The sequence below is a fragment of the Bifidobacterium sp. ESL1133 genome (genome assembly GCF_058107325.1).
Genome location: NZ_JBYLUI010000001.1, coordinates 519,289 through 536,464 on the forward strand (window position 1 = coordinate 519,289; position 17,176 = coordinate 536,464).

The window sequence follows — 17,176 nt, forward strand, 5'->3', positions numbered from 1 at the left end:
CGGTTCGGTGGCGTTGTCACCGTTAGCGGGCTCTGTCATGTCGGTGGCAGGAGTGCTTTCAGTAAGGCCGCCCGCGGTGTCTTGTATTGGTTTCGTATGATTGTCTGCCGATTGCCCCAGCGGTGTGGCGTGCGCGGGCTGTGCAGCCGTTGCTGAAGCGAAACCGGCGATGTGCGGCTGTAGATCGAGACTCATGGTGTAGGCGTCGATGCCTTGCGGCTGGTAGTACCGTTTGCGCAGGCCAAGCGTACGGAATCCGAACTTTTGGTACAGGCCGATGGCGGAATTGTTGTCGACACGCACTTCGAGCAGCATGCGTCGCGCGCCTTGCCGCTGTGCGTCTTCTATGAGGTGACTCATCAGCCGGGATGCAACACCCTGCCGTTGCGCGGACTGTTTGACTCCTATGGTCATGATCTCCGCATCGTCGCCGTCATACCAGAAGCCGGCATATCCGCGCAGTTCGCTCCCGTCCACATCGAACAGATACGTTCGTGCAGGTGCGCTCAGCTCTTGTGCCACGGCGGTTTCGCTCCATGCTCCAATGCCGAACAGCTCACTCTCCAGCCGCGCCATTTCGCGTTCCACCCAGGTGCGTTCCAACGATTCGAGAGGAGTGATCATTGCTCACCTCTGGTGGCGCCGTCGTGGTGCAGTACGTGTTTGAGCGGGTTTGGTACGGAAACATCGGGACGGCGCAGATAGAGCGGTTCCACGGCTTGCGCATCGTCATTATCGTTGTTCTGTCCTCGGTCATGTTGTGCGCAGCGTGCGACGAGTTCCAGACCGTCCGCCCCCAGGTCAAACACCGAGTGGTCCACAACGGTTCCCAAAGCGTTCATGCCTTCCCAAGCAGAAGCGTAAGAGCCGGTGCCATGGCCGGCAATATCCACCACCACTGCTGTTCCCAACTGTTCGGAGAGTGCCTTCACACGTTCGTTGACCCGTTGAACGATGGCATCCGGGTAGTCGATGTCCATATCCATCAGTGTGACGGGAGCCGCAAGTGGCCGTGATTCGGACATCAGAGCGTGTTGGGTTTGGGCTGCATCTGCATCTGCATCTGCATCACCGTAGAGGGCGAAGTACAGTTGCTTGCGTCTCGCATCGTTCACCGCCAACGTCACATGAACCGGTGCGTCAGGCAGGTTCTGCTCGTTGATTGCGCTGGCGTGCAGCTCCGTGAGTGCATTGTGCTTCGCAGCAAATTCGGCATCGATACATGCCAGTTGCAGCATCAGCGCTTGTGGCGCGAGCGCATCCTGCCCTATCAATGCCGCTCCTGTGGCATAGGCCAGTGCTTTGGCGGTGACCAGTCCGGCACGCAGACCGGTGAACGGGGCCGGGCCCACACCCACGATGATGGCATCGATGTCGGCCGATGTCAGGCCGGCCTGGCTGACTGCCATGCCGATGTTGGCTTGCAATCGTTCGACGTGCGTGCGCGAATCGGTTTGCACTACCGGCTCATACCCTACTATGCCCACTGTCGAGCCGTACGACGTATCGATCACGAGTGTGTGTGCCAATGTCTCCTCCATCCCCCATGCGCCATATCTCTTGAACGCATGCTCCTGTTACTGTATCGCCGTCTTCGAACCGTTATGCTTAAGGTTACGCCTGCAATGTATGCTGTTCTTCCATACGCCGCATCCAACGATCGCCGACCGGTCGCATCTCCACCACTCTGGTGCCGTCACTGGTCAGCGCTTCTTCAGAGGACTCTTGTGGACGCACCGTTGCGGGACGTTCGATATGCACCTCGAGGCGTTCGGGTGCGAGCGCCGAGACCATCTGCTCCCCCCATTCCATGAGGATGACGGTGTGTTCGTCCGGGTCTTCGAGCGTTTCATCCAATCCGAGAGATTCAAGCTCGTCGAGCAAGCGGTCGGCGGTGTCTTGCCCCGGAGCGTAATCGTTGCCGCCGAGACGGTAGGCGTCGACATGCACGAGATGTGCGGGATCGCCGTTGGGGAACGTTCCATTCAGTTCCCTTGCAATAGTGAACGTGGGCGAGACGATTGGTTCTGCAATACCCAATCCTGCTCCGAACCCTTGCGCCAAGGTGGTTTTCCCTGCACCGAGCGGACCGGAGAGCAGGAGTACGTCACCGCCGCGTACCTGGTGTGCCAGACGTCTCCCTAACGCGTGCATGGATTCGCGTGTGGGCACTTGCACACGCACCTTCCCCTGTTCATATGCCGCTGATAGTGATTGTTCTGCCTCGTCGGCAGCGGTGCCTGCTGCTTCTATTTCCATGCCGTTCATGCTACGCGTCCTTTCCTGCCCATCAGGCCGATGGTGCGTTCCAAGGCAAATACCGGGTCTCCGCCGTTGGTTTTGCTGGCTTCGTCGGCTTGTGCCAGCGATTGGATGCAGGCCGACAATCCTGCCGAGGTCCACCCACTGAGCTGGCGTGAGGCATTGCGCAGCATCCATGGCGCCATGCCTGCCTGACCTTGTGAGATACTGCCGTTCTTTACCGCTGCGGCTTTTGCCAAGGTGCGCAGTTTCATGGCGAGCGCTCCCACGAGCGCCACCGGTTCGATGCCTTGCTCGATGGCTGCACGCATGGAGACGATGGCACCTGCTGTATTGCCGGCGATCGCCGCGTCAGCTACGGCAAATCCGGTGACTTCCGGATTGGCGTCAAGGTATTGGTTGACCCGGTCAATGCCGATGGGATCGTCGTCGAAATCAAAGCATAGCTGGTCGCACATGGCCGCAAGTTCGCCCGTACGTTCTCCCAGCACCGCCACGAGCTGCTGGGCGGCTGCCGGATCCACACGCCGGTTGCGCCTCTCGAACTGTGCGAGCACAAAGTTGAGTTTGGCATCGGCGCGTTTAAGATCGGGAATCTGCTCTTTCTTAGCTCCGGCTTTGACAAGGCGATCAATATGCTTGCGCCCTTTGGGCCCGCCGTCGTGACGCATGATGAGCACAGTGCCTTCATCGTCACCTGCAGTGCAGTAGGAGACCATGGCGTCGACGAGTTCGACGCTCGCTTCCTGCATATGCTGGACAATCACGATGGAGCTGGAACTCAACAGCGAGGGACTCACCGCCTCGTCGAAATCGTAGGGTCCGGCTTGGCTAGCATCCAATTCCATGACTTCCGCTTCGGGATGTGCACGGCATGCGGCATCCTGCAGGTCGCGCACGGCCTGGTGAGCCAAGTAGTCGTCACCGCCCACTATGAGGGTGCATCTCGTAAGGGTAAGTCGTTGAGCCATACTACTCAATCTCGCCGCATCGGTGGACATCATGACACCCATCCTCTCTGTTCAAGCATGACGCGCGTCTGCACGCACCAACCTCTCAGTTTTTCAACCGCTCCTATATGCAGCCGCTCACCGGTATCCCAAACTTCGTCGCTCAGTACAGATGTCGGAACCGTACCGTCCCTCGCCGTACTCATCACCGGTGTCCTGCCGCTGTCCGTTTTGATCATACCGGCAGGCGGGTCGAACGGTTCCCAAGCGGATTCACCTACCAGCGGCAGGTTCGCGGTTTTCTTTCGCTGCATCACGACATGGCACATAGCAGCACACTTGATGCACACGTTCCACCACAACACCACCGCACATTCCAAAGCCAGCACCAGCAATGCCCCACGGCCTCCCTCCGGCCACGGGACGACCGCCATCTGTGAAGCCCCTACCGTATCCGCACACCATTGCATGACCGCCGTACCGCAGCTCGACACCCATGCCAGAGCGAACCCCAACGGCATGCAGCACCATGCACAAGCCAAGGAAGCCAACCCCGTCATTGTGGCGAAATCAACGAATGGGGCGACAATCAGGTTCGCCACTACCGAAAGCAACGGCACCTGAGGCGTCATCATGACCTGCACCGGCAAGGAAAAACATTGCGCCGCCACCGTGGTGGCGCTCGCTTCTGCCAGCACGGCAGGCATGATGTTCCCAAGATGACGCGCCAGCGGCTGCCCGAGCATCGAGATGCCCAATACCGACGCGCAGGAAAGCGCGAAACCGAAACTACGCGCCATGGGAGGGTCAGCGAAAAGCACCGCGATGACCGTCAATCCCAATGCGCTCACCGTTTGCGAACGTCGCCCCACCGCCGTGGCCAATGCTTCCACCAACCCCATGATCAAGGCTCGCCGTACGGAATCCGAGGGATACACCATCATTGCCAACATGCCGTACGCACATGCGCAGCACAACGCCACCAGCACCCGGGGCAACAACAGGCGCGCACACCAGCGGCGCACCAATCCCAGCACCAGAGCAAAATGACCTCCCGAAACAGCCATGAGATGCATGATGCCCGAACTTTTGAAATGCTCTTCCAGCATCGCCGCGAACGTAGCATTCACCGACTCACCATGTTTGTCGTCCGTCCGGCCGATGAAGTCCTGCCCCAGCACGCCGATGGTGAGCCCCGGCACCAGCACCCGGCCTTGCGGGGAAAGCCCGGATGACGCTTCGCTGAAAGCCTGTTGCATCGCGTTGATTCCTCTGCGCCACAAGGGAGCTTCACGTATCACGTGCACTGCTGCAGTGTCGTCGGCACGTATCCATATGGGTTCGGCACCATATTGTGCCCGTTGCAGCGAACCGGAAACCGCCACACGTTCTCCCCAGCTCACTGTTGTGCACGCATCACCGCTCATATAGAGTGTGGCCGGCATAGCACTGTTGGACTGCACGCCGTCATCCACCTGCTCCAGCCTGGTCTTTGCCTGACAGTCCGCCTGCCGTGATTTGGAAGCGACCACAGGTGCTTCGACGCGCGCCACCACCCGCATGCTCCCACTGCCCGCGTCCTGCGCATCGGCTGCGATGATGGCAGGATCGCGCTCACGGACCGTGGTGTCAAGCGCCACCGCAAGCACACCGCTTCCATTGGAGAACATCAGGACCAAAACCCAGAGCGCAGCACGCAATCGGCCGTGCTGCATAAACGCCGTTGCTGGCCGCCGTTGCACGGTACGCATGACAGACCGGCAGTGGCGCCAAGGCCGAATATGACGTAGGAGCGCCTGCTTGCATGCGACTGACTGCCCACCCGCATACATGCAGTATGCCAATACCAAACCGGTCACCAGTGCGGCCAATATCACCGGTGCGAGCCATGTCGGTACTCCGTCTCCTGTTTGGCTGCCCACTGCCTTGCGCACACCGTCGTGTGGATGCAGCCGTTCATGCATCTCATATGCGGCGAGCATGGAACCCCATACGCTTCCGGCGACGATGAGCATGCGCCAGTCACGACTCCCCTGTTCCCTGGCGTTGTATCCATCTATGCTCACGCTCATGGCTAGACCGTTACTTGTGAGCGAAGCTTATCGAATATTTTTGGCCCGATCCCAGTCACTGATTTCAGCTGATCGACGCTAGAGAAGCGCCCGATGGTGGCTCGGTAGTCGATGATGCGCTGTGCCATGACCGGCCCTACGCCGTTGAGACGCTGCAATTGGCCGACATCTGCGTTGTTGAGGTTCACCAGCCCCGATGCCTCACGTGCAGCACCTGTCGGCGGCACTCCGGTATGCGCGGATTCGGAGCCTGCTGCCGCAGGCGAGTTTGCGGCAGCCCAGGGTGCGGCGTCACCAGGTGCAGCATGTTCCCCATCATTCCCGCCATGCGCACCACTGGTAGTTGATTGGTCAGCAGCATCTTTTCTTCCAGCAGAAGAGCCTGATGAGGTGCCGTGACGTTGTTGACCGGATGCTTCTCTCCCCACCGTGGCAGTGCCGGGAACCGACTGTTTGGCATAGTTAACCGTTTGTTGCACAAGCATGGTCAAACTGGCGCATAGAGCCACGGTGAGCAGCAGAACCGCCACCACAGCGTGCAGCGGCGTCAGTGAAAGCCGGGGCAGAGAGCGCGCCGGCCCTTTCCTGTCCGATAAGGCCCGCGTCTGCTGACGCGTATCGGCATCACGCAGTCTGCACATCGTAGCGTCTTCGGAGCTGACTCCGGCAAGCTCACTGAGGCTCGCACCTGTGCGATGCCGGGAAACATCCTTCTTCTCTCCTACCGCAATCGCAATGCCAGCTGCGTGCCGTCGTTCGTGCGCATCTCCGGAGTGCACCTGCCGTGGGCGCACACCATTCGCATCGAGTCTGCGGTTCGGAGGGTTGAGTCGTCGTAGTCTTGGTTGCCGCACGCTTGCAGATGCAGTGCCTCGCAACGCACCCAGCCTGCTGTTTGCCTGTATTGTCCTGCTGTATTCTGTCATGCTCTCATCATGCACGTTCAACGCTGATGATCTGCATGCCAATGGGTGCATGTGGACGAATACTCAGCCGATAATACAAGAACGCGGCGTGTTGACCAATATAACAAGTCAACACACCGCGCTTTGTCTAGCACGCCGGCACACCGGCACGTACCGGCAGGTGTCCGCTATTCCGCGGGGACGATCGAGACGATCTTCGGCGCTTTTACAATAACCTTGCGTGGCTTCTTGCCACCCAGACGAGCCTCAACGGCATCGAGCGCCATGGCCTCGAGTTCGTCCGCACTGATGTCGGGGCTAACCTCCAGCTTGGCACGCACCTTGCCTTTGATCTGCACCACGGCCGTCACGGATTCTTGCCCCACATACCTGCTATCTGCCTGCGGCCAAGGCTCGTAGGTCAGGGACTCGTCGTGCCCCAAGCGGTTCCACAGTTCCTCGCAAATATGCGGGGCAATGGGAGCGAGCATGAGGATCAGCGGTTCCACCGCGGCGCGCGGCACCGACGGAAGCGATGTCAGATGGTTGTTGAGCACGATGAGCTTGGCGATGGTGGTGTTGGGACGCATGCCCTCCATCTCAACCGTCACGTCGGCGATGGTGTTGTTGAGCAGCTTGAGCGTCTTGATGTCAGGCTCTTCTTCGCTGACCACCGTTTCACCGGTCGTCTCGTCCACCACATTGCGCCACAGCCTTTGCAGGAAGCGCATGCCGCCCACCACATTGCGGTCGTTCCACGGACGTGATTCGTCGAGCGGCCCCATGCTCATCTCGTACAGGCGGAACGTGTCGGCTCCGTAGCTCTCGTACATGTCATCGGGGGTGATGATGTTCTTCAGGCTCTTGCCCATCTTGCCGAACTCGCGGTTCGCCTTCTCACCGTTCCAGGTGAACGTCGGCTCTCCGGAAGCGTCTGCCGCGCCTTCTTCGACCTCTGCGGCCGGCACATACTGGCCGCGCTCGTCGGTGTATGCGTATGCCTGAATCATGCCTTGGTTGAAGAGCTTGTGGAACGGTTCCGGGCCGGAGACATAGCCCAGGTCGAACAGTACCTTGTGCCAGAACCGGGAGTACAGCAGATGCAGCACCGCATGTTCCACACCGCCCACATACAGATCTACGCCGCCGGCCTTGCCTGCGGTGGCATTGTGTTCGGGGCCCATCCAGTAGTCGTATTCGGCGCTGTCTACCATGTGCTCTGTGTTGTTGGGATCCAGGTAGCGCATGTAGTACCAGCATGACCCGGCCCAGTTGGGCATGGTATTGGTGTCCCGGTAGTACGTCTTGGGGCCGTCACCCAAGTCAAGCGTCACCTTCACCCAGTCCTCGTTGCGACTCAGCGGTGCCTCGGGGTTCGACTCTGCGTCTTCGGGGTCGAAGGTCTTGGGGCTGTAGTCCGGTACGTCGGGCAGGTCGATGGGCAGCATGGAATCCGGCAGCAGGTGCGGTACACCGTCCTCATCGTAGACGATCGGGAACGGTTCGCCCCAGTAGCGTTGCCGGGAGAAGAGCCAGTCACGCAGCCGGTAGCTCACGGTGCCTTTGCCCACTCCGGACTGTTCCAGCCATGCGGTGACCCGATCGATGGCCTCGCTCACGTTCAGCCCGTTGAGGTCGAGCGGTTCGCCGCCCACGTGGGCTGATTCGGTCGCGGAATTGACAATCACACCGGTTTTGGAAACGTATGGAGCCTGACCCTCATAGTTTGACAGGTCGTCGTCACTGCCCGGCAGAGGGGCAACAGTGTACAGCACAGGAAGACCGAACTTGACCGCGAAATCGTAGTCGCGCTGATCCCCTCCCGGCACGGCCATGATGGCACCGGTGCCATAGTCCATAAGCACGTAGTCCGCAGTGAAAATCGGCAGCTTGGCGCCAGTAATCGGGTTGGTGGCATACAAGCCGGTAAACAGGCCGGTCTTCTCCCCCGCCGCGTCCACGCGATCTTGGGCGGTCTTGGCTTCTGCGGCCAGACGGTAGGCATGCACCGCGTCGCGCGGGTTGGCATACCCTCCCTTCCAACTCTGTGGGACATCGTCCGGCCAAGCCTGCGGCACGTCCGCCAGCAATGCGTGTTCGGGGGAAACGACGGCAAACGTGGTGCCGAAGAGGGTGTCTGGACGGGTGGTGTACACCTCCAGGTCACGCTCTCCGTTCGCTGTGGCCACTTGGAAATGCACTGTGGCACCGTGCGATTCGCCGATCCAGTTGCGTTGCATCGTCTTGACCTTCTGCGGCCAGTCAATGATGTCAAGGTCTTCGACGAGCCGGTGGCCATAAGCGGTGATGCGCATGGACCACTGGCGCAGCTCACGCTGGAACACCGGGAAATTGCCGCGCTCAGAACGCCCCTCGGCAGTCACTTCCTCGTTGGCCAACACTGTGCCCAATCCCGGGCACCAATTCACCGGCGACTTGGATATATAAGCCAACCTGAAGTCGTTGAGTACATCGGACTGTTCGGCGGCGCTCAGCGCACCCCATGCACGTCCCTCAAAGCCTGGGATTGCACGCTCTCCTGTCTCGAACTGGGCGATAAGATCCGAGATGGGACGCGCGGCACCGGTACCGCCGTCAGCACGTTGGTAATCAGGGTCATACCAAGCGTCGTATATACGGGAGAATATCCACTGCGTCCAGCGTACGTACTGCGGGTCGATGGTGGCAAAGGTGCGGCGGTCATCAAAGCTCAACCCCATACGGTGCAATTGGCGACGCATGTTCTTGATGTTGGCCTCGGTGGTGACCCGGGGGTGCTGGCCGGTCTGCACCGCATACTGTTCGGCGGGCAAGCCAAAGGCGTCGTAGCCCATGGCGTGCAGCACGTTCTCGCCCTTCATGCGGTGATAGCGGCTGACCACATCGGTGGCCAGGTAGCCGAGCGGATGGCCTACGTGAAGCCCCTTGCCGGAGGGGTATGGGAACATGTCCATGGCAAAATAGGGAGTGCGGCCTTCGGCGTTGCGCCCCTTGGCATCTTTCAGGTCACCTTCGGCGTTCGCCGCCCAGAACGTACCTTGCTCATCCCACGTTTTCTGCCACTTCAGCTCGATGTCCTGTGCCATGGAGGCATCGTAGCGAAATGCCGGTGCCGACGGCTCGGCCGTATGCTCATTCTTCTCGTTGTCGCTCATAACCGAATTATCGCCATTCAGCTGGACAGTGAGACGACCCCCGAAGCCTTCATGGGAACAACCGGCGGGTTGAGCTGCGTCTGCGCCCGATAGCCGATTTGCTGTTCCAATCGATCAACGGCACGCTTCCATGAGCCGTCCTTGACCATGTCGTTGAGAATGCTGTTGACTTTGTCAGAAAGCTGATCGGTGCCACTAGGAGTCCAGATGCCTCTGACGCTGGTACCGGCAGTCTCTTTGAGCATGGACGCATGCCCGTTGCTGGAGCTCGCCAACCCTTGCAGCACAGCCCCGTCTCCCGCCACCGCATCCGCATCGCCAGACAGCAGAGCGGTGAGACACTGTCCATATCCTTGTCTGCGTTGCATCACAGGACTGTTCACGGCTTGGCTGACCGCTGTCTCAACGCCCCCACCCAAGACCACGCAAATGCGTTTGCCGTCCAGACCGTGCTCGCCCCCCAGCGCCTGGCGCGCGGCGGAGTCCACCAGGAAACCTTGCTTGCTGGTGAACATGGATCCGGCGAACTTGGCTACATCGTTGCCGGAGCGGGGCACGACGTTCTCCTGGGGCAGCTCGGAAATAAGCATATCCGCCTTCGCCTGCGCCAACGTACTGACACGATTGGCCATATCGACCGAGGTGAAGATAATCTGACGGTTGGCATAGCCCAATTTTTGCGCGACATATCGTGCCACGTCGATATCAAACCCGTCGTATTCTCCCTCATGAATGCGTGAGAAACCGGGTTCGTCACGAGCTACGGCGATGGAGATAGTGGGGCCTCCCACCAACGGATCCGCACCAGAACCGGCATCGGCGCCACTGCACGCTCCAGCGGAACACACCAGCGTCAAACTGGCCAGCAGCCCGGCTATCTTACGGACACTGTCACGCATATTTGCGACTCCTACCTCATACTCACTCGGTAGCTGGTCTCGTGCACCATGGCTGCACAACCAACCTTATACTTTATATATTCACTTATATGTGCGCATACATGCAAACCATGAAGCACCACCGCAGGTCGTCACTTAAACAGCCTAGAACGGAGCAGCCACCAGAACACCGCAACACATACCACTATCGAGAACACTACGACAATGAGGAAACCATATGGCGAATCAGAGAACGGCATGCCCAGCATGCCCTCCTGGAAGTTCATACCGTACATGGAGAAAATCAGCGTGGGCACCGATAGAGTAATCGAAATAATAGTGAATATACGCATCACATTATTTAAGTTGTTCGACACAATCGACGCTGAAGCATCGGTCATGTTCGCCAACACGCCACTGTAGATGTTGGCCATCTCAATAGCCTGCTTGTTCTCGGTGATCACATCCCCCAACAGATCCTCATCCTCTTGGTAACGCTTGATGTGCGGCAACGCGTCAAGCTTCTCCATCACAATCTCGTTCGACTTGAGACTCGTGGTGAAATACACCAACGTCTTGCTCAACTCAAGCAGCATAAGAATCTCACGATTCTGCATCGAGTGACGCAACTTGAGTTCCAAGTTGTCGGACTTACGATCAATGATGCGCAAGTAACGCAAGTACATGGTGGCGTTGCGGTAAAGAATCTGCAGAATGAAACGATACTTCATATACGTGTTGAACCCGCGAATCGTCCCCTCCATGAAGGGATGCAACACCGGCGTATCCTGCATGCACACCGTGATGATCAGGTCACCGCTGACGATAATGGACAACGGGATGGTCTCATAATGGTCGCGCCCATCGCGTTCCTCGACCGTGGGGATATCGACGATAACCATGGTGTAGTCGTCTTCCGTGTCCACACGAGAGCGTTCCTCATCATCCAGCGGCGCCCTCAGGTCAGCCAAATCCACGCCGGTCTGTTGGCTTACCGAGGTGAGCTCCACATCGCTTGGGTCACTCAGGCACAACCATGATCCGCTTTCAGGCTTGTCTAACTGCTCAACCTGGCCCTTGATCGTATTGAAAATTCTCAGCATGGTCACACCTACCCTTCACACTCAGCCGGCCGTACCGGCACACCTTCGCCCAACGCCTCACCTTAGCCCGCAGCTGCAACAACACGCGCGACGTCGCAAAATCGCTTTCACATTTTCAGAACAGCAACGGCGTGGCAGAGGGCATGTGCGGGTTGCGCAACTCGTCAGGCCCATTATCCCAATCCGTCAACGTCGCGATATTCGGACCCAAGTTAAACTGAGACAAACGCCAAGAGACGACACCAGAGGCGCGACGCACCTCGAGACTGGACCAGAATGCATTCTTGATGGTTCCCAAAGCGTCCGCTTCCGGGTCGAGACCCAGCAACGTCTCCACCGTAGCCGCGATGAATGACCCATGACTGACGGCCACCAGCGTGGTATGTGTCTCGCTGGATTCTTCAGCAGCGACCATTTCCTGCAAAGTCCTGGCACCGCGCGCGCCTACGTGAGAGCGCGATTCCACGCCATACGCCTGTTCCCCGCCTTGCCCCTGCTTCCACGAGGCATAGGCTTGAGCGTCCATCTCACGAATCTCATCGCGCGTTTTGCCTTCCCACTGCCCAAAATCGCGCTCACGCAACCTTGGATCAAGTTCAACCGGCAACCCTAGGATATCTGCGAATGCGTGTGCTGTCTGTGCGGCTCGGAACAAATCGGACGACACTACTTTGACGGCGCGCCTAGCCGCCGGCGCTTCATCGTATTCCTGGATGTCGCTGCGCTTGGCAGCATTCGGACCAGGCTGGGGCAGCAAATCGGGGTGCCGCGCGATATTCGCCACCTTGGCACCGTAATACCTGCGCGCCAATTCAAGGCCGCTCTGATCGGCCTGCCACTGACCTACGATATCCAGCGGTACATCGACCTGACCTTGCAGACGATGCACGAGATTATACGACGTTCTGCCATGCCTGAGCAATACCACTTCATCAATCATCGTCGGTTGTTCTCCTTATCTGTTCTCTCACCGCGCCTATGCAGCTCACATACCGTCAGCTGCACGCCACCGTTTCTCTTGTACGAACATACATAACACATGCATATTTCATTATGACAGCCGACACCTACCAGGCGACAAGCAACAGCACCACAGCCCAGCATGCCCACAGTATGGCAATGGCAACATACGGCCAGAAATGCGCTTTGGTAATCGCCACGAACTCTCGAATAAAAGCCGTCGGCCAGTAATATCCCTTGGTGTGACTGCCCACACCGTCAGCGGTAAGGCCGATTTGCCGAGCATACTCACAAGCTCGAAACACGTGGTAGTCGCTGGTCACCAGCGCCGCACGATACCCCGATCCACGCTCATCCATGATTCGTTTGGAATTGCACAGATTCTCCATCGTCGTGGTGGACTGGTCTTCCATGAGGATATGGTCTTCGTCCACGCCGCGCTCATGATGCAGGTAACGTTTCATAGCCTCGGCCTCGCTGATCTCCTCGTCACTCCCCTGCCCGCCGGAAACCACAAACAGGGCTTTCCTTCCCTGCTTGTCCCATAGAGCGAAAGCCTTGTCTATGCGCCCTTTGAGCAGCGGGGTGGGCTGGGTACCGCTCAGACCTGCACCATGGATGACGATATAGTCATACCTTCGTTTGCGAGGCAACATACGGTACAGCGAGGAATACCCCAGCAGCGCGGCGAATGAAAAGAAGAACCATAGGCTTTCCGCCACCACCAGAAACGCGATGTTTTTCAACCATAAAGCCGAGCCGGAACGAATGGCATAAGGCACCAACACCAATTCAGCAGCTAGCAAGACCGCCAATAACGCGGGCAGCAACGTTGAGAGCGAGAACCCTTCACGCCGCACCACGATAACAGCGTTCAACGACAGGAAAAATACCACTGCCACGGGGACAAACACCATCAGCAGCGCCAGCGGGACGATGGCTTGTGCTGCACCGAACCGCAGCAACAGCACGCTGGAGAGAGACAATACGAACATTGCCATCCAGATAGCGTTGCGAAAGCGCCGGGGCTCGCGCAAAGAGGATACGACGAAGAGCAGCGCGAATACGATACTGGGGCCGTAGAGTGCCGCCTCAAGCCACCAGTCAACCATCGTTACCGTGCCTGTCCCTGCGTCATCGAATCAAGCTGCGCCACTTCAGCCTGACTGCGAGCCACCGTCTTCTTGGAATGACGAGGTGCCGCTCCCTGAGCGTGCGCGCCCTCGACCGATCGAGGCTTGGCCGCACGCGAACCCCAGCCGTGCTTGGGTGGCGAGTGACGGCCACGTCCCTTACGGCGAATCGGATCGCGCACCGGAGCATCAACAAAGTCGCGCCGGCCGAAGCGCAACGTCGGCACACCACTGGAGGAATGCCGGACAACCATCAACGCATAGCGCCGTATCTTGGCCCAAATCAGACCAGGGACCAGCAAGGCCGCCGCTGTGATCAACGATGCGATAGTGGGGTCGCCCTTAGCGGAATCCGGGTTGGGAATGGGATCGGGGATGGCCTGACGTGTGCCGGTAATAATCAGACGCTGCGTGTTCACACCGTACGGGGTACACGTCATCAACGTCACCAAATCTCGACCGGGCACCACTTTGTACAGATGCGTGTCTTCAGGATCGATGACATGGATGCTTTCCACACGGTAACCCAAGGTTCGTCCCAAGGTTTGCACGTAGAAAATATCACCCTTTTTCAACTCATCGAGACGTGTGAACAGCATGGCGTTCGGCAGACCTCGGTGACCGCTCAACACCGCGTTGGTCGACGCACCGCCTACCGGCAAGCTTGTGCCGTACAAATGGCCGGCGCCCGATTCCAATACCTCGTCGGAGGTGCCATGGTAAATCGGCATGCGTACGGAAATCTTAGGGATACGGATAATGCCCATCACACCGTACCCGTCGTTGAGCAGCGACTGATACTCCTGGTCGCGCTCCGATTGCGGCTTCTTGCCGTCACCGCCACCGCCGAACGGGTCGGTGAACTCACCGAGCGTGGCCTGACCGGACTGAGCGATGCGCTGGTTATACGCCTGCGCACGCTGATACTCCTCGGCAATCTTGCCTTGCGGCCACTTGGCCATACGACTTTGCGCCGCGTCAACGGCCGCTTGTTCCTCGCGCGCATGAATGCTCTGCACGAGAGGAATCCACAGCAATGAGGCCGCAGCCGCCAGCAGACACAGCACGATGAGAATCTGAATGAAGATGCCCATGCGCTTACTGCGAATGGCCGCCATGTCACGACCTTGATAGATGAGACTATCGAAAGGCGCGTTGAGCAGCGGCAGATCGACTATTTCTTCACGTTTGCGCTTACGACGACGCTTGCGCTTCGTTTTGCTTGACACCGGAGCAGCAGCATTGACTCGTTCAGCGGGAAATTCTGAGGCATACAGTGCGTTTTGTGGCGCTGCGGCGGATGACTGAACAGCCGGTTCTGCACCTGCGTTGGCTGCGGCATTGATGGTGGCGGTATTGCTATGCCGCTGAGACGAAACCCGTCTTTTGGCATGAGTACCGTGCTTATTCGCCAACTATCGCTCCTGCCTCCGGACGCGGGTACCACCAGCGTTCCTCTTCCGCTGTACTCACATCAGTGAGCGGCACTCAACACATACTGTTCCATCATACGACGAGGCATGAAAATTAACTTGCACGGTAGGTGCTGCGCCCTTGGGCAGCCGGAAACCTCCGGCCAGGAATGCATCTTGCAGTTCTCAGTAAGGCAGCATAATCAATGGGTTGCTCGCAGAGCCAGCATGGCGCGAACTTACGCGGTCTTTCGTCAACGATCGTTTTCTTCTGCTCCTGGAGCACTCTGATCAATACGCGCTTCGTCAACACGGCTACCAAATACAAGAAGATTTCTAAAGATTTCCTCATTTCGCATGCGATACTATAAGAACCGAGTTATTATAGTATTATTAACAAAAAGGAGGAAACAAGGATAACATTTGGAACGCAATCAGCGCCATCAGCCCGGCAATAGCTACGATAACGGGAGTCATCGCACTGTTCAAGAAGCGGAAATAGCTGAAAACTAGTGGGGTTCCGGTTAGAACTAGGAACCGGAACCCCACCAGTTCCAAGTGTACTCATGGAAAACATTATGAACAACTTCGACATTTACGGATGGGTGGCAATCGCATGCGGTGCATGCAGTCTGGCATTATCGTTCCGGACTCCGATACCGGCAGGATTGTTCGGACTGGCAGCAGGTCGTAAGCATCATGACTGAGCAATACCTCTCCTACACGCAGGTCGCCCAACGTCTCGGCATCACCACAGGCGCATTGGGCGGCCTGCACTTACCCACCCCTGACGTGCTCGTTGGCAGCACTCGTGGTTGGAAAAGCGAGACCATCGACGAATGGAACGCCAACCGTCCCGGCCGAGGCGTCGGCGGCGGCAGACCACGCAAAACACCATCAGTCACCACGCAAAAGAAACCACACAAATAAATTCACCACTGCGAGCGTCTGCCGGAACGCGCAGGAGAAAGACTCAGTCGCTCGCAAAGTATACGAATGTCTTCGGTATCTATAAGCTCCGGGGATGATGCTCCCGGGGCTTACAATTAAGACGTTGGATGCTGTCACGGTTGAGAACCGGCGTGCAAATCGCTGCTATATTGAGTTACGCTGCGCGCAGCCGTTCAGCCGACCATCTATTGATCACAGCGTTTCTGCTGATGACGCTGGCGATGGGGTTATCTGCGCTGCTCAGGTATGCGTCTCTTCGTTTTGCGTGAGCGCGGTACCAATATAATGCAGCTTCGATCGCTGCGTTTGGAGGTGGTTGCGGTCCAGTGTTTGCTTTTGATGAAACTGAGCACGATGTAACGCATATCATTGTCATCGGTGTTGGCAGCGACAAGTGTCACAGGCGTACTGTTGTCCCACACGCGTTGAGCATCTTCGAAATCAATGCCATGTTTAGCAAGGTTCGCAACACTCTTTGCATGACCGTACATGAACTCCATATCACCGCCCCTCTGATATCCGGCATACACCATATAAACAGCAAGCACAACTCATATCACCAGAAGATGCTTCACGCCAAGCAATTCCCACAAGCTCATCAGCCCAACCCGCTTCAATCCACCCTGTGAGGAGGGGAACAAAGGAGATATTATGCGAATTGCCCTCGCAAACATATTTCAATCCACACCCCCGTGAGGGGGTGACCAACCCGTTGGACTGGGAAATCTTGGCCCAATGATCAATTTCAATCCACACCCCCGTGAGGGGGGTGACCGAGATCCGGGTATTATATCCAACGCTTCATCAACCTATTTCAATCCACACCCCCGTGAGGGGGGTGACGGGATCTGGATGCGGCGTTCGAGAGTTGGGTTGTATTTCAATCCACACCCCCGTGAGGGGGTGACCGAACCGGAGGGGTTCCGGATACTTGCTTTATTCGATTTCAATCCACACCCCCGTGAGGGGGTGACCTGTAGTTAGTTATGTTCCTATGTAGCGATGTAACTATTTCAATCCACACCCCCGTGAGGGGGTGACCAGGCGTGGTCGGCATGCTCCTGCAGATCATCCTATTTCAATCCACACCCCCGTGAGGGGGTGACCCGTTGCTGCACGGTATGGAGACAGTCCTGAACAGATTTCAATCCACACCCCCGTGAGGGGGTGACCAGCTTTGTTGCGGGTCAGGCTGGTCAGGTTCTTATTTCAATCCACACCCCCGTGAGGGGGTGACCCACGAGCCGGCCTGCAAGCAGCCCGTGCCAGGGATTTCAATCCACACCCCCGTGAGGGGGTGACGACTACTCCAATCAACCTCACGGTGGCATTCAGATTTCAATCCACACCCCCGTGAGGGGGTGACGGGCAACAACCAACTGGCACAAGCCAGTC

13 protein-coding genes, 1 pseudogene and 1 CRISPR repeat array (1 of these 15 cut by a window edge) are annotated in these 17,176 nt (G+C 57.9%); of the genes and pseudogenes, 1 reads left to right on the forward strand and 13 read right to left on the reverse strand.

Annotated elements, in window-relative coordinates; genetic code table 11:
- Nucleotides 1-141: 141 nt before the first annotated feature.
- From rimI to AC3B5A_RS02210, 12 genes and pseudogenes are all read right to left on the reverse strand, one after another.
- A pseudogene (gene rimI / locus AC3B5A_RS02155) lies at nucleotides 142-624 on the reverse strand (ribosomal protein S18-alanine N-acetyltransferase); the annotation flags it as partial.
- Nucleotides 621-1,529: a tRNA (adenosine(37)-N6)-threonylcarbamoyltransferase complex dimerization subunit type 1 TsaB gene (gene tsaB / locus AC3B5A_RS02160; protein ID WP_489798427.1), complete on the reverse strand. Its 909-nt coding sequence runs from the start codon at nucleotides 1,527-1,529 to the stop codon at nucleotides 621-623. The gene tsaB and the pseudogene rimI, both read right to left, overlap by 4 nt.
- Nucleotides 1,530-1,614: 85 nt before the next feature.
- Nucleotides 1,615-2,259 (reverse strand): tRNA (adenosine(37)-N6)-threonylcarbamoyltransferase complex ATPase subunit type 1 TsaE, encoded by a 645-nt coding sequence (gene tsaE, locus AC3B5A_RS02165; protein WP_489798526.1) that lies wholly within the window; start codon nucleotides 2,257-2,259, stop codon nucleotides 1,615-1,617.
- 5 nt (nucleotides 2,260-2,264) lie between these two features.
- The gene (gene holA, locus AC3B5A_RS02170; RefSeq protein ID WP_489798527.1) at nucleotides 2,265-3,233 is read right to left on the reverse strand and encodes a DNA polymerase III subunit delta; all 969 of its coding nucleotides are present in this window, start codon (nucleotides 3,231-3,233) and stop codon (nucleotides 2,265-2,267) included.
- A gap of 29 nt (nucleotides 3,234-3,262) precedes the next feature.
- Complete coding sequence (locus tag AC3B5A_RS02175) at nucleotides 3,263-5,284, reverse strand: ComEC/Rec2 family competence protein (protein WP_489798429.1); 2,022 nt, start codon at nucleotides 5,282-5,284, stop codon at nucleotides 3,263-3,265.
- A 2-nt stretch (nucleotides 5,285-5,286) separates the two neighbouring features.
- Nucleotides 5,287-6,210 (reverse strand): ComEA family DNA-binding protein, encoded by a 924-nt coding sequence (locus AC3B5A_RS02180; protein WP_489798431.1) that lies wholly within the window; start codon nucleotides 6,208-6,210, stop codon nucleotides 5,287-5,289.
- A 167-nt stretch (nucleotides 6,211-6,377) separates the two neighbouring features.
- Entirely contained in the window at nucleotides 6,378-9,344 is a 2,967-nt protein-coding gene (leuS, locus tag AC3B5A_RS02185; protein WP_489798433.1) for a leucine--tRNA ligase, read from the reverse strand.
- A 17-nt stretch (nucleotides 9,345-9,361) separates the two neighbouring features.
- Complete coding sequence (locus AC3B5A_RS02190) at nucleotides 9,362-10,243, reverse strand: transporter substrate-binding domain-containing protein (RefSeq protein WP_489798435.1); 882 nt, start codon at nucleotides 10,241-10,243, stop codon at nucleotides 9,362-9,364.
- Nucleotides 10,244-10,374: 131 nt separating this feature from the next.
- Nucleotides 10,375-11,325 carry a magnesium transporter CorA family protein gene (locus AC3B5A_RS02195; RefSeq protein ID WP_489798437.1) on the reverse strand — a complete coding sequence of 317 codons (951 nt, stop codon included), beginning with the start codon at nucleotides 11,323-11,325 and terminating at the stop codon, nucleotides 10,375-10,377.
- A gap of 115 nt (nucleotides 11,326-11,440) precedes the next feature.
- Entirely contained in the window at nucleotides 11,441-12,265 is an 825-nt protein-coding gene (locus AC3B5A_RS02200; RefSeq protein WP_489798439.1) for a histidine phosphatase family protein, read from the reverse strand.
- A 127-nt stretch (nucleotides 12,266-12,392) separates the two neighbouring features.
- Complete coding sequence (locus AC3B5A_RS02205; RefSeq protein ID WP_489798441.1) at nucleotides 12,393-13,286, reverse strand: YdcF family protein; 894 nt, start codon at nucleotides 13,284-13,286, stop codon at nucleotides 12,393-12,395.
- 113 nt (nucleotides 13,287-13,399) lie between these two features.
- Nucleotides 13,400-14,833: a class C sortase gene (locus tag AC3B5A_RS02210; RefSeq protein WP_489798443.1), complete on the reverse strand. Its 1,434-nt coding sequence runs from the start codon at nucleotides 14,831-14,833 to the stop codon at nucleotides 13,400-13,402.
- A 696-nt stretch (nucleotides 14,834-15,529) separates the two neighbouring features.
- Between AC3B5A_RS02210 and AC3B5A_RS02215 the strand changes: the two genes are divergently transcribed.
- Nucleotides 15,530-15,760 carry a hypothetical protein gene (locus AC3B5A_RS02215; protein WP_489798444.1) on the forward strand — a complete coding sequence of 77 codons (231 nt, stop codon included), beginning with the start codon at nucleotides 15,530-15,532 and terminating at the stop codon, nucleotides 15,758-15,760.
- A 248-nt stretch (nucleotides 15,761-16,008) separates the two neighbouring features.
- Here AC3B5A_RS02215 and AC3B5A_RS02220 read toward each other — a convergent pair whose 3' ends face one another.
- On the reverse strand, nucleotides 16,009-16,314 hold the full coding sequence (locus AC3B5A_RS02220; protein WP_489798529.1) for a BrnT family toxin: 306 nt from the start codon (nucleotides 16,312-16,314) through the stop codon (nucleotides 16,009-16,011).
- Between the two features lie 141 nt (nucleotides 16,315-16,455).
- A CRISPR array of direct repeats spans nucleotides 16,456-17,176; the repeat unit is 31 nt; unit sequence ATTTCAATCCACACCCCCGTGAGGGGGTGAC (it continues 1,201 nt past the right edge of the window).